Raw genomic sequence first — 12,462 nt, forward strand, 5'->3', positions numbered from 1 at the left:
TCGTCAAGTTTCATTTATCTAGTCGGTCTGTCACCTCGGGGGCGACCGCGTCTGAGCGCCTCGCGCGCCGCCTGGCGAGGCCCCTCGAGGGCGCCCTGGGCTTCGAGCTCCGCGGCGCGGGCGCGCCGCGCCTGGTCTTCCCGGAACCAGCGGCGGTCCCGGCTGCGGGCGCGTTCGTCCTTCTCACGCTTCTCCCGAGCCGTAGCGGCGTCGCGAAGGGCGCGCGGACTCGTGCCACAGCCGCGGCAGTTGGCGGCAGGGGAATCCGGATGCGCCGCACAGCCGCCAGCCCCGCGGCGGCCGTCACCATCCGCCGGGGGCAGGGGGTCTCTCTGGTGGTTCTCTGACGGTTCCCCGGCCAGTTTGGCCGGTTCCTCTGTCGCACCTGGCCGCTGGCCAGTCTGACCGGTGGCCGTTTTGGCCGCCTGCTTTGTCCGTCTGCCGACGCGTTTCTGCCCACCCTTCCTCGCCTCCCGGGCGGGAGCCTCGGAACCGGACGCCGACGAACCCGACGGTGGTGGCGCCTGCGGGCGAGGGGCATGGATCGTGTAGCGGTTGCTGGTGCGTCGCCCGTCCGAGAAACGGGCGTGCGAGACGATGAACCCCTCCGCCTCCAGCCAGTCCAGGTGCCGGCGGACCGTGCGTTCCCCCTGGCTCGTCTTCTGCGCCAGAGTGGCCTGCCCCGGGAAGCAGGACCACTGCTCGTCGGCGAAGTCACACAGGGCCAGCAGCACCAGCTTCGCGCCCGGCTTCGGGATGTCCTGCCGGAAGGCCCACGCCATGGCCTCGATGCTCAACTGCCTTCCCCCTCTTCCTTTTTCCAGGCTGCCCGCCAGCGGGTGACGGTGCGGGGCTCCACGCGGAGGCGCTCGGCGATCTCCTCCGCGCCCAGGCCCTTGCGGGTCATGAGACGTGCGGCGAGTTCCTGCTCGGCCTCGTTGAGGCCGGGCAGCGGGAGATCTCCGTTGACGACCCGCTCGACCGCGAGGAAGTCGACCCCGGGCTCGCCTGTGGCGGTGGTGCTGACGTGGACGCGGGGTCTGGGCCCGCGGGTGGGATCAGTGCCGCTGAGGACGAACGCGGACGCCGCGGTGCGCGGCCGGGGCGTGAAGGCGGGGCGCACGATCCCCTCATTCCTCACCGTCGAGGCCGCGGCCGCCGTCCGGGGCGTACGTGTCCTCGCGTGTGGGCTTGTACTGAACGATCCGCGTCGATTCCGACGAGTACGGGTCGACCTCCAACTCGACCACTTCGACGAGCCCGGTGAACGAGCCGTTCGGCGGGACGGTGAGCGCGACCGAGCCGTCGACCGGGTTGGTCGTCACGGCGGGGTCGGCGGGCGACAGCTCGAGCACGAGGTCACGGGCACGGCCGTTGGCGTCCTCCACCAGCGGATAGGCACCATGCAGATCGAGGACCGGGAAGTCACCGTCGAAGCAACGCCGGGTGGCGATCACGACGAACATGCGCTCCGGGAGCCACACACCCCCGCCGGGCGTGTCGACGTACCGGGGGTCGCCGTTGTGTGCCCCGCGGTCTTTGAGGGGGCGGGCAGATGGCACCGTGTCGTCGACGAGCCCTGGGGCAGCACAGGGGCCGAGAGGCCGACCGTCGCTCTCCAGGACAGCGAGGGCCTGCCCCGGCAGCCCAACACGCAGGAGACGGGCGGCTTCGGCGCCCAACTGCTCCAGGGCGACCGCGGCCGCGCGTGCCCGGTCACGTTCGTCGAGAGCCCGAACAGCCTTGCCGCGCCAGCCGAACGACACGTCCCGCGACAGGGAGACGATCGGCAGGACGACACTCATAAGGGAATTGGCGACGTCGTCGGCGTGGCCATCGTGCGCCATGCGCGGCCAGCTCGCGGTGAGCGCGTCGGCCAGGAGCCGCCGGATGATGTCGGCGGTGAGCGGGTACGGCGGTTCGGCCAGCTCGGCGAGGGGCGCCCGCCCCTCAAGGACCTCTGTGAGGCGCAGCAACAGAGCGATGACGCCGAGGTCGTTCGTATCGAAGTTCGCGATCTCCTGCAGCGTCCGCTCGATGCGTGCCCAGGCGCCGAGCAACTCCGCGTCGGGCGACTCTCCGCTGCCCGCGAGCCGTTCGCGGGGCGTGGGTGATGACATGGTTCCCCCTCCAGGGTGTGTCCGGTGAGCAGATGTGGATGGGCCACCGGCAGCCGGTAACGGCGGTGAGATGACCTCGACCTGTGGTCGTGGTCAGGACGTCCGGGTCAGCCGGCCTCGGGAACGCGGGAGACGTTGATGGTGCGCGACGTCCGCCCGCCGGGCCGCATGGGAAGGTCGACGCCGAGGCCCTCGATGATGCGGATCATCGCCTCGGGGTCGGGCTCGGGAGGACGTGGGTGGCCGCCGGACCAGGACAGCTTGAAGGCGCCGTACGTACCGGCGTCTGCCACGTCCAGCATCTTGCGGGCCTTGGCCTTGCGCTTCTTCGCGGCGCTCTCCACCTCGGCGGCGTCGGCGTAGGCGCGCAGGGCCTCGGTGACGGCCGCCGTGTCCTCGACGAGGATCGTCTGCGGGGCCCGGTCGTCGGCGAGCCGGTCGAGATTCCAACAGGCCGTTCTGAAAGGGCAGTTGTCGCAGATGATCGACAGTCCCGGGCCGTCGAGGTCGCGCGGCATGGCCTCTGGCTCGGAGCTGTCCAGGACGTCCTCGGCCCACGCCAGGGCCTGCGTCGTGACGTCCTCGTCGTACGGGCGTTGGTGGACGACGACCTGCCCGTACTCACGGCCGACGTAGCGCAGCCGTACGACGTCGACCGGCAGCGGCTCACCCGCGGGGAGGTCGGGGTGGTCCTTGAGACCACCGGTGCGGAGAAGGTGCGCGTAGAGGTGGACCTGGAACCACTCGGCCTGGCTGGGTCCCTGGCGTACGACGACGTCGAGGGCGCGGGTGCTCTTGGTCTTCACGTCCTCCACGACGCCCATGTCGACGGCCTGGGCCCCCGGGGTTCGCCGGCGGGGGTCGGTCGGAGCCCAGTAGGCGTCCGCGTGGCCGAGGATCACGCCGTTGGTGAGCTCCAACTCGGTGTGGGCGCCGTACTGTTCCCGCAGCACGCGCAGGATCCCCTCGTGCAGCCAGGTGCCGAGGATCGCGGCGTGCATGTTGTCGGCGAGGTCCGTCGGCCACGTGCCGTGGACCTCGTAGGCGGCGCGGCGTCTGCACAGGCCGATCGAGGAGGGGCCAAGGAGGCGCTGGCGGGAGCGGGGTCTGGCGCGGTCGTCGCGGTGGGCGCCCTTCCACAGGTCGGGGACCGGGACGGTGGCTTGTCCGGCGATGCTGTCGTCGGTGGGCATGGTGATCTCGCACTCTGTTGGCTGGACTGTCCTGCCGCCTGACGGGCAGGCAGGGCTACTGGGCCGAGTCGGTGGTGGTCCCGCTCCGGGAGGACTTCCGGGTCCGGGCCGTCGGCTTCTCCGCGGTGCTCTTCCGCGTGGCGGTCTTCTTCGCCGTGGCCTTGCGGGGCGTTGCCTTCTTGGCTGGGGCGCGTCTGCGCGTGGGTGGGGTGCCGGCCGTCGAGTCGGGATCGGCGGGGCTGTCGGAGGCCGTCTCTCCGTCGTCCGGCCGCAGCGTGTTGAGTAGGGCGCGCAGTTGATCAGTGCTGGCGTCCTGGAAGGAGACGCCGAAGTCCTCGAAGGACCGCTCGTTGACGGTGTCGAAGCCCATGTCCAGGCTGCTGGCCAGTTGCTGGACCTCCCTGCGTGCCTGGTCCAGTTCGGCGCGTGGATCGGCTGGCGGCGGCCTCTCGCTGTCCTGTGCTGATGTGGCTTCAGGCGCCTCCTTGCCGCTACCGGTTTCGAGGACCTCCCCTTCGACCACGTTGCCGGACGAGGAGGCTTCCCCGTCCCGCCGGGACTCGTCAGCGTGCTGGGCCTTCCCGCCGTTCCCCAGTCGTGCGGCGGCGGCCTGGACGCGCTCGCGGGACTCCGCCGCGTCGGCCGCGTGCATCTCCTCGTCGACGTGCAGGCCGGACAGGTCCGCGGGGCAGGCCCGGCGCAGGGCGAGCGCCTCGGCGACCTTGCTCAGCTGGCTGGCGGGCATCTGCGGCCACAACCCGCCGAGCTTGTACTCCTGAGCCTCGTAGTCCCACACCTTCGGCGCGTACTCGCGCCAGTGGGCGACGGCGGGGAAGCGGGAGCCGCCGCGCCAGACGACGAGCCTGCACGCGGCCGGGGGCTCCTCGCGCAGCCACACCGTGTGCTCGCCGCCCTCGGCGTCGTACCAGACGAAGTCCTCGTAGGCGATGGACTGTCCGGCCCGGTCGGCGGCTCGGCGCGCGATGAGCCGGTAGCCGTCAATCCCGGTCTGGATGGTCCAACGGATCTCGCTGCGCGACTTGCGTTTGATCATGTAGATCTGCCGGCCGAACGGGTCCAGCCCGGACGCCTTGCAGTAGTGGAAGAAGATCCCCAGCTGTGCCGGACTGGCCTCCGCCAGGTCCGGGAAGGCCGCGCGCAGCGCGCGTAACTGCTGGTCCTCGAACGCCTTCTGGTCCTCGCGGATCGCGAGCCAGGTGACCGGAGTGTCGGCCACGTCCCCTCCAGGTGATCAGAAACTTCAAGAATCCCTCAACTGTTGCAACACATGTCATTGCTAGCTGAGGAGTGATATAAATCTATTTCACTTGATCTCTTGCGTCAAGTTCCGCTTAGATGTCGGGCGCACGCCGGAGCGGTGGCTGTGCTGCTGGAAATGGAGTGCGGTGCTGTGAATGTCGCTCGGTCGACAGGTGCGCGTTCACGGTCGGACGGGGCTTGTTCTTGGTGCGCCCTCCAGTCATCGAAGATTCATGCTCCGTCTCCACACATGTTGACGCACACCCTAAGCGTGTCGAGCGTGGATTGACACCCTGCGGTGGGGAGAGGGCTCGGTTGACGGCCGTGCTCGGTCGCGTCGCGAACTCCGCTATCGCTTCGGCCGTACCGAGAGCGAGAAGCCGGCTCCCAACAGCTCCGCCGCGAACGCCGTGACCTCCTCAGCCGAGTGCTCACCCGGTCGGAAGGTCCTGGTTTCCGGCAGCGGCGGTGGAGTCGGCTTCGGCTCGGTCGTGGGCTTCCGGCCTCGGGGCTTGATCTGTTCGCGCTCGCCCGCCCGAATCCGGTCGATGCCGTCCCGGACAGTCACCCGGCCGCGGCGCTCGGCGTCCTCCAGTACGGTTTCCAGCAGCCACAGAGGTGAGCCGGAGACCATCGCGTCCTCGGGCGCGAAACTCCTGCGGACCCGCCACTGGTAGATGTCCATGTACTTCTTGCCGAAGATCCAGGGGATCTCCTTCAGGCCGACGATGTGCGGCAGCTCCGCCTCGTCGCTGACCTCGTACCCGCCGTCGATGCCGGCCTTGTACTCCTTCAGCCGCTCCGGCAGGTACTCCCGTGACCCGTCCTCGGCGAGACCGAGCACGGTCGGCAGCAGCCAGTACGGGTTTCCGGAGATCACCACGTCCGGCTCGCCCAGCACCCCGCGGGTCTTCCACAGCTGGGAGGTCTGCCGTTCCACGTCGTAGAGGGACGCGATCTCGCCGTGCCCCAGGAGATAGGGGAACCGCTTCTTCGCCACAACGCCCTCCGGGACCGTCGACCACATAAAACTGACTTGATGCGTCAAGCATAGTTGCTGGGCGAGGGCCGTCCGGTCACGGTTACTGAGCTTCTATACGCGATGTCGCGGCCCGCATGTCCTGACCTGCGAGGACGGACAGCCAGCGAGCGACACCACGCGAAGATCATCAGGAACTGCCTGGCGGCGTGGATCACATTCCCGTGCGAACGGATAGACAACTTCGCTACCTTGGTCCGCCATGTCCCTGTCTTCCCAACTCGGAAGTCGCACATCGACGGTTACGGTCTTCATGGACGGCTACCTCCCGGACTGGGAAGCCGCCCGGTCCAAGCTCCGCCGTTCGTTGGCCGACGCGCCCGCGCCATTCAGGCCGGATGTACCCGTTGGCACTCACCATCCCTGGCAGTTGATCGGTCGAGCGATCGATGAACGCGTCCGTCTCATGGTCGGGCCGACCCAGAGCATCGACCGTCGAAACGGACGGCCCAGTGACGGAGTCGGCACGTCGGATGGGATCGGTCTCGGTCGGGTCCTGCCCGCATTGCAGGCGAAATTGCGGCGCGCTCCCGATGAGATACGCGCGGCCGTCAATGCGGCCCCCGCAGACCTCACTGCGGCGTTGTGCGTAGCACAGGGCTCTGCCGCCCAGGACGAGGAGTTGCTGGCACGCTACTGCTACCTGGCCGCCCTGTTTGACGTCCGCGGGGGGATCTCGCAGGCGGTTGACTGGCTCCTTTGCGACGGCGCCGCAACCAGCCTTGAGTCGTGGGTGACCCGTGTGCCACCGGCTGCCGTCGATGATCTCGTACAACTGGCAGCGTTGGCCGCACCGGTCTTCCATCCTCTGGCGCAGATGCCGACCCAAGACAAGCTCGCCGGTCCGTGGTTTGCCGGCACGCGGGATGTTGGCGGTGCCGATGCGGACCTGATCCTGAACCGCACGCTCATCGACATCAAGGCCTACGCGGATCCCCGCCGGATCGGGCGCGTGGAGCTGTATCAGCTCGTCGGCTACGCCCTCCTCGACTACGACGACGGCTACCAACTGGAGTCCGCCGGCTTCTATCTCGCTCGCAGCGGCACCCTCGTGTCGTGGCAACTGGACGACCTGCTCACGGCGATGGGCGCCACGATCGGTATCGGAGACCTTCGGGACGCCCTTGCATCCCGATTCGAGCGGGAGCGTAAGGAACGGGCGGCCGACCTCAGGGCACGGCTCAGGGGCGCCCCCGCCGAGCAGGACCGAAGGCGCAGACCGCGGCGGCCGGGTGGCAGTGTGACCAGCAGCGTTCTCGCCGACTGGCAGAGCGACCTCATGACCCGCTTCATCCGCGCCGCCAAGCGCCGGATCGACCCCCACTACTGATGATCTTCGGCTGATGCCGCTCAGCGGTTGACCGACGTCGCAGGTGGCGAAGAGGGGCACTACCGTGCCCCGGAATGGGGCCCGGAGGACTTGGAGCGCGCCGCGACGTTCCTGCTTGAACTCGCGCCGCAGGCCCGGCAGATGTTCGAGTACTTGCTGCGTAACCCTGGCCGGGCGATCCACTGCACAGAGCTGGCGGACAAGGCTCTGGGGTGGTCGAACGAGGGCGATATCGCTCGCCGCGTGGCCGGTGTGCTGAATGGGATGAGCAAGGCGGACAGCAACAGTGGGCGGCGCTTGCCGTTCTACTGGTGGGAGGCCCCTGAGGGGAGCGCTGGAGCAACGTACGCGGTCCGCCCCTCGGTGGCGGCGGTGTTCCTGGCCGCTCAACTCGGGCAGTGACAGCGGTCACCGGAACCCTGACCGTTGGCTCTGTCTCCGCTTGCGTCAACCACAGTTGCCTGACCTGGCGCGACTCTCCGCGAAGAGTCCCGGTGCACGACAAGTGCGCGCTGTCAGTCGTCATCCTCGTCGTCCGGTTCAGACTCCCGGACGAAGGCCAGGTCGAGTACGTAGCGTTCGTCGGCCGGGCATCGGTCCCAGGCCTGACGGATCAGTTCGGGGGTCCAGTCGTCGTCGATCCTGCTCAGGACGTCGTCGTAGTAGGCGGAGGCCGCTTTCCGTCCGGCCCACCACGCGTAGCCTTCGTACACGCCCGGGCGAGGCAGAGTCATCTCGCCCGCCGGGCCAAGGGTGAGCTGGTTGACGACGAGGATGCCGGTTTCGGACTCGATGCTGACCGGGACGTGTCCTTCCGCGTCGGCAGGGGGCTCGGGTGGTGTGTCCCAGACGCGGATGGTGACGCGCACCTTGATGTCCGCTTGCAGGCTGAGGAGGTACAGGTGGTAGCCGTTGCCCGCCACCACCTGTACCTCGGCGGCACTCAGGGCGGCCTGGTCGCCGAGGTAGGCGTCGGCGTCATGGACCTCGACGATGCTGCGGTCGGGCCGTGCGGTGACGCCGTATTCGGCGAGGAGCGCCATGAGAAACCTTTCTGTCAGTCGGTGATCTTGACGTAGAAGGGGTCGCCGTCCAGGACTCGGTTGGCTGTGTACATCGCGTCGATCCGCTGGCCGCCAGCGTGGTTGTCCGTGCCGGTGATCAGGCGGACGGAGTACCTGTTGTCACCTTTGGTCGAGCCTTCTTTGGTGCTGGCGAAGGGATACTCGTCGCATTCAAGCCCACTCCCCGAGTAGTCGCCCCACACCTTCTTGCACTCCTTGATGGACTTGGTGCGGTTCGCATCCTGCTTGTCCTGGTCGATCAGCCGGTGAAGGGGCTCCTTCTCACCCGGGACGGTCTTGCCCGCGAAGGACGGGAAGGTGCGCTCCGGGCGCTTCAAGGCGTCGTAGATGTGCAGGGCGCTCTCCTTCACCTCGGAGTCCTTGCGGCTCATGACCAGTTCAACGTGGGCTCCGGTGAAGACAGTACCTTTGAACTTGCCTGCCACGCGTCCGGCGTAGTCGAAGCGGACGCCGGAGTGGTAGGCGTCGACCTCGCTGTACGGGGAGACGCTGGGCGACGAGACGCCGAGGTCCATAGAGACCGTTCCCGCGACCTTCTGCTGGTTGCCGTTGTTGAACTGGGCTCCCAGGTCGGGGGAGGTGTAGGTGAGCGCCCACGTCGGTTTGTCGTTCCAGACCCCGAGAAGTTCGTCGCGCTGGACCGTGCTGGGAGCGGTGATCTGCGGATTGGGGTCGCTGGCGCTGGCGTTGACGTCGTCCCGGAAAGACTGCGCGATGCTCCACTTGGTGGCGTCCTCGGGAGGCGCGGTCTGGACGCGGATGTTCTCGACGCTGGCCAGGTAGTCGACCCTGCGGCTTCCGTCGTAGGCGAAGCCCAGGGTCCACATGTCGAACCAGAGACGGCCGATGGCCTCGGTGCCGTTCTTGTCGCGCAGGATCAGGTCGTACGGCTTCTTCTGACAGCTCTCGAAGCGGCTCTTGAGCCAGCCGGCCTGGGTCTTCGCGGCTGCCGCCTGCTGCTCGCACTGCTGGCGCAGGTCCGACTGTTCGTCCGCGGGTGCGCGCCGGACCGTGTGCCCGTGCCGCGTCTGCTTGCCGTGCGAGCGCCGGTAGACGGCGAACGGAACCGGGTGGTTCAGCTTTTGGAGCTCGGACTTGGGAACGGACGAGGAGTTCACGAACCCTGCGGTCGTGGCGGGTCGCGGTGTGTGCGCCTGAGTGGGCGCCGCGGTCGCGGCGGTGGTGGTCAGGAGGGTCACGGCGCAGGCGGCTGCTGCTCGGCGGGCCCAGCGGACCAGTCGTATTCGGTGGTTGGGGTGCTGCATACGGAGTTGCTCCCTGGGAAGCGTGGTGAAGTCTCGGATGGTGGAAGGCCTCGGCCGGGATCGCTCGTGGCGGCGGCCGTCGCGGGTGGTGCCTTGCTGGTTCCGTCCGCTCAGGAACGGCACATCCCGCCCCAGCAGGCTTCGAGGAGCTGGCCGGTCCGGGCCGAGTACACGGCGGTGAAGCCCCGGTAGCGCCGGTGGTCGTGTTCGAGTCCCGCTGTCATCTGCTGGGAGCTGACGGTCCATGTCGGCTCTGTCCCGGTGCCCAGGGACCGTTGCCCGGTGGTCGACGACCGGGCCAGGTCGATGTGCTGCGGGTCGATGGCGAAGGAGTGCGCGGCGCGCTCGCGGAGGGACGCTGCGCTGGGCGTGCCGCCGGCAGCGCGGGCGGCCATGACCTCTGGCTTGGCCTCCAGAGCGACGGCGTTGCAGACGTGGGCGGTCTGCACGCACTCGGACAGGCCGGGAACCGTCTGGAGGCAGCTGTCAGGGTCCTGGTCCAGGCACGCGGACAGGGCCTTCTGGTCGACGCCGTTGAAGGTGGCCGGTACGTCCTCGGTTTCCAGCAGAGATGCCCATGACGTCGGGTCGTCTGCGTCCCGCGTGACAGCGACGGAGGGCGTGGGCTTGCGCGGCTTGCTCGCCGTCCACTGGGTGAACGTGGTGTTGTCCGTCAGCTTGCTCGTGAAGCAGTACGGCGGCTTGTTCGTGCTGCTGCAGGTGGGCAGCGAGAGAACCTTGGCGACGTTGTTCGTGGCAACCTGGTGCCAGGACTTGTTGCCGTCCATGAACTGCATGCGGTTGGCGATGTCCGGAACGTTCGTGTACTGCGGGCCCGTCACCTCGAGACCGACGTCGACGCGGTTGGTGGCGCCCCCGATGACCTTGAGCTGGTCGGTGGTGCTGCCGACGGTGTTGAAGTCGTACAGCACGTCCCACTGGTTGCCGGTGTCCTGGCGAACCAGCATGTACGTGTGGTTCCGCTTGTCCGGTTTGCCCGGGTTCACGCCGGCGGTGATGGCCTTGGTGCGTCCGCCGTCCTTGCCGAGTTCGGTCCAGCGGGGCCCGTACTTCATCGTGGTCTTGCCGGTCTTCTCGGCGTACAGGCCGATCTCGATGTTCCGGCCGAACTCGTCGCCGTCGGTGTTGGGCGTCACGCGCAGGTAGTTCGCCGTCTGGACGGTCGCGTCGGTGCTGACCTGGTCGTAGGTGATCGGTACGTTCCGCCAGGTCGCGAAGCCGCCGATCACGGGCTGGCCCGGTCGGCTGCACGTCATGGCCCAGAAGGTGATCTGGGCGCTGTACATGGTGTTGCAGGCGGTCGTTGGAGGGGCCGCCTGGGCTGGTGCCGCTCCGGCGAGCGGCATGGCTATGCCCACGCCTGCGATGGATAAGAGGGCCGCAAGTCTCCTGCGTGTACGCAAAGTTGTTCCCCCTGCGACTGAAAGTGATGGTCGCGGCACAACTTATCGAACAGGTGATCTCATAGCATCTTCATAAGAACGTGTTGCTCCGATCAAGGGCGTGATTACTGCCACGCACTGACGCGGTTTCGAACACAGGTGGGCCCGGCCAGGTCACCGACCGAGTGCCGACCAGACGGCGACAGCGAACGCGGCAACACCGGTGAGCGCGCTGATGGCAGGGAGGGGCCAGCGGGAGCGCTCGAGGGCGGTGACCCGGCCGTCCAGTTCCTCGATGGCCTTGTCAATCTGGTCGGAACGCTGGACCAGGAGCGCGAGTTGGCCGTCGATCCGCGCGAGCCCGACTTCGAGCGCACGGCGGAGCTCGGCGAGCTCCAGGGCGATCTCTCCGTCGGGCATGGCGCTTGCTGCTCCTGATCAGTTGATGGTGGTGGAGGCCGGGTCGCTGTCGGCCGGGAGCCACGAAGCCGTGCCGGCGCGACCGAGGAGGGAGCCGACTGCGCCCTTGGCGACGGCGAGGCCCGCGGGAATCGCGGCGATGGCCGCCGACTCGAGCGCGGAGAGGGTGACGACGTTGGTCGCTCCGGACGCGAGGAGAAGGCCGAGGAACGATTCGACGTACGTCAGCACGGCGCGTTCGGCGATGTCGGCGAGGAGCTTGGGTGTTCTGGTGGAGGTGACCACGGGGAAGACGTCCTCTCGACGATTGGGTCAGGGCTTGGGGACGCGGAGCTTGGCCCAGCTGGTCGGGCCGGGGATGCCGTCTGCGTCGTCGCCGGAGTAGCCGAGCTTGCGCTGCCAGGCGGCGTACGAGCGCCGGTCGGCGTCCGTCCAGCTCGGGCCCGGGCCATTGGCGTACCTGCCGCAGCCCTCGGCGACGAGCCGTTTGCCCATCGCGGTGACCAGGGCGGAGCTGCGGCCAGTACGGAAGTAGCCAGCGCCGGGAAACGGCGCGTACCCGGGCTCGTCCTCGGTCGGCGTGCTGCTGGCCGGCTTTCCGCTGAGGTGCTTGGCGACCGCGGTGCGGAAGTCGTCCATCGAGATGCCGGCCGGGTCTGGCTTGCCGGGCTGCCACTCCTTGTGGCCGATCACCGACCGTGCACTCCAGCCGTGGGCCTGGCACAGGGCCGCGCTGACACTGTGCATGGCGTCGAGTTGAGCCTGTGGCCACGCCTGTTCGCCGCCGGTGTTGATGCACTCGAAGCCGTAGAAGTGGGGGTTGCCGTCGGTGTTGGCCTCGTCGTCCGGCGGCAGCGGCTTCTCGGCGATGACGGCCTTGAGGACGTCGTCGTCGCCGGAGCCGGCGTGGTTGGCGCGGCCGTAGCCGACGAGGTGCACGGTGCCGGAGCGGTCGATGACGCCGTGGCACAGCGGCCCGGGGAGCGAGGTGTAGCCGGTACGGCAGAGTTCCACCATGCCGGCCTCGGTGGAGTACGGGCCGGTGTGGTGGATCATCACGCCGTGGACCGGGCCCCAGGCGCCCTTGTGGTTGCGGTTGTGGGTACGCCAGTTGCCGTGCTCGACGACGCGGACGCCGGACCTCTTCAGGACGGCGAGGAACTGGTCTGCGGACAGTGGCTGAGCCACGTCAGGACGCTTTCTCCCCCGCGCCTCCGCATGCGTGAACTGCGCCAGTGGCCAACCGGCGGTCCCTCAAGATCGGGCTGCACGTGCTGGGTAGAGGGTCACCCACCGCGCGGAGCCTAACTCACGGGGCCGTTCAGCGGCGTCACCAGGTCGCTGACC

The 12,462-nt window shown here is 68.4% G+C and carries 14 protein-coding genes; 2 read left to right on the forward strand and 12 right to left on the reverse strand.

Going from position 1 to position 12,462, the window contains the following annotated elements; all coding sequences use genetic code 11:
* Nucleotides 1-14: 14 nt before the first annotated feature.
* From ACWGKQ_RS13515 to ACWGKQ_RS13540, 6 genes are all read right to left on the reverse strand, one after another.
* Complete coding sequence (locus ACWGKQ_RS13515; protein WP_453292064.1) at nt 15-797, reverse strand: helix-turn-helix domain-containing protein; 783 nt, start codon at nt 795-797, stop codon at nt 15-17.
* Entirely contained in the window at nt 794-1,123 is a 330-nt protein-coding gene (locus ACWGKQ_RS13520) for a helix-turn-helix domain-containing protein (protein ID WP_453292065.1), read from the reverse strand. The genes ACWGKQ_RS13515 and ACWGKQ_RS13520 overlap by 4 nt, the downstream gene beginning before the upstream one ends.
* A 7-nt stretch (nt 1,124-1,130) precedes the next feature.
* The gene (locus tag ACWGKQ_RS13525) at nt 1,131-2,120 is read right to left on the reverse strand and encodes a hypothetical protein (RefSeq protein WP_453292066.1); all 990 of its coding nucleotides are present in this window, start codon (nt 2,118-2,120) and stop codon (nt 1,131-1,133) included.
* 107 nt (nt 2,121-2,227) lie between these two features.
* The gene (locus ACWGKQ_RS13530) at nt 2,228-3,313 is read right to left on the reverse strand and encodes a PD-(D/E)XK nuclease family protein (RefSeq protein ID WP_453292067.1); all 1,086 of its coding nucleotides are present in this window, start codon (nt 3,311-3,313) and stop codon (nt 2,228-2,230) included.
* Between the two features lie 55 nt (nt 3,314-3,368).
* Nucleotides 3,369-4,550 carry a recombinase RecT gene (locus tag ACWGKQ_RS13535; RefSeq protein WP_453292068.1) on the reverse strand — a complete coding sequence of 394 codons (1,182 nt, stop codon included), beginning with the start codon at nt 4,548-4,550 and terminating at the stop codon, nt 3,369-3,371.
* 372 nt (nt 4,551-4,922) lie between these two features.
* Entirely contained in the window at nt 4,923-5,573 is a 651-nt protein-coding gene (locus ACWGKQ_RS13540) for a hypothetical protein (RefSeq protein WP_453292069.1), read from the reverse strand.
* Nucleotides 5,574-5,865: 292 nt separating this feature from the next.
* On the opposite strand from ACWGKQ_RS13540, the gene ACWGKQ_RS13545 reads away from it, so the two are divergent.
* Both ACWGKQ_RS13545 and ACWGKQ_RS13550 read left to right on the forward strand, forming a co-directional pair.
* Nucleotides 5,866-6,942, forward strand: a complete 1,077-nt coding sequence (locus tag ACWGKQ_RS13545; RefSeq protein WP_453292070.1) for a hypothetical protein — start codon at nt 5,866-5,868, stop codon at nt 6,940-6,942.
* Between the two features lie 27 nt (nt 6,943-6,969).
* Nucleotides 6,970-7,344, forward strand: coding sequence for a DUF6416 domain-containing protein (locus ACWGKQ_RS13550; RefSeq protein WP_453292071.1), 375 nt, complete (start codon nt 6,970-6,972; stop codon nt 7,342-7,344).
* 113 nt (nt 7,345-7,457) lie between these two features.
* Here ACWGKQ_RS13550 and ACWGKQ_RS13555 read toward each other — a convergent pair whose 3' ends face one another.
* The 6 genes from ACWGKQ_RS13555 to ACWGKQ_RS13580 all read right to left on the reverse strand — a co-directional run bounded on the left by ACWGKQ_RS13555 (nt 7,458) and on the right by ACWGKQ_RS13580 (nt 12,303).
* The gene (locus tag ACWGKQ_RS13555) at nt 7,458-7,985 is read right to left on the reverse strand and encodes a hypothetical protein (RefSeq protein ID WP_453292072.1); all 528 of its coding nucleotides are present in this window, start codon (nt 7,983-7,985) and stop codon (nt 7,458-7,460) included.
* 14 nt (nt 7,986-7,999) lie between these two features.
* Entirely contained in the window at nt 8,000-9,292 is a 1,293-nt protein-coding gene (locus tag ACWGKQ_RS13560) for a NucA/NucB deoxyribonuclease domain-containing protein (RefSeq protein WP_453292073.1), read from the reverse strand.
* 110 nt (nt 9,293-9,402) lie between these two features.
* Entirely contained in the window at nt 9,403-10,569 is a 1,167-nt protein-coding gene (locus ACWGKQ_RS13565; protein WP_453292074.1) for a hypothetical protein, read from the reverse strand.
* 300 nt (nt 10,570-10,869) lie between these two features.
* Entirely contained in the window at nt 10,870-11,115 is a 246-nt protein-coding gene (locus tag ACWGKQ_RS13570) for a hypothetical protein (protein WP_453292075.1), read from the reverse strand.
* 18 nt (nt 11,116-11,133) lie between these two features.
* The gene (locus ACWGKQ_RS13575; RefSeq protein WP_453292076.1) at nt 11,134-11,400 is read right to left on the reverse strand and encodes a holin; all 267 of its coding nucleotides are present in this window, start codon (nt 11,398-11,400) and stop codon (nt 11,134-11,136) included.
* Nucleotides 11,401-11,427: 27 nt separating this feature from the next.
* The gene (locus ACWGKQ_RS13580) at nt 11,428-12,303 is read right to left on the reverse strand and encodes a peptidoglycan-binding protein (RefSeq protein ID WP_453292077.1); all 876 of its coding nucleotides are present in this window, start codon (nt 12,301-12,303) and stop codon (nt 11,428-11,430) included.
* Between the last annotated feature and the right edge of the window lie 159 nt (nt 12,304-12,462).

Source organism: Streptomyces sp. NPDC054770 (genome assembly GCF_053611985.1).

Coding starts and splice junctions, on each gene's coding strand:
- ACWGKQ_RS13525 (WP_453292066.1), bottom strand. CDS start 2,120: ATGTCATCACCCACGCCCCGCGAACGGCTCGCGGGCAGCGGAGAGTCG.
- ACWGKQ_RS13530 (WP_453292067.1), bottom strand. CDS start 3,313: ATGCCCACCGACGACAGCATCGCCGGACAAGCCACCGTCCCGGTCCCC.
- ACWGKQ_RS13560 (WP_453292073.1), bottom strand. CDS start 9,292: ATGCAGCACCCCAACCACCGAATACGACTGGTCCGCTGGGCCCGCCGA.
- ACWGKQ_RS13545 (WP_453292070.1), top strand. CDS start 5,866: ATGGACGGCTACCTCCCGGACTGGGAAGCCGCCCGGTCCAAGCTCCGC.
- ACWGKQ_RS13555 (WP_453292072.1), bottom strand. CDS start 7,985: ATGGCGCTCCTCGCCGAATACGGCGTCACCGCACGGCCCGACCGCAGC.
- ACWGKQ_RS13565 (WP_453292074.1), bottom strand. CDS start 10,569: ATGACGTGCAGCCGACCGGGCCAGCCCGTGATCGGCGGCTTCGCGACC.
- ACWGKQ_RS13570 (WP_453292075.1), bottom strand. CDS start 11,115: ATGCCCGACGGAGAGATCGCCCTGGAGCTCGCCGAGCTCCGCCGTGCG.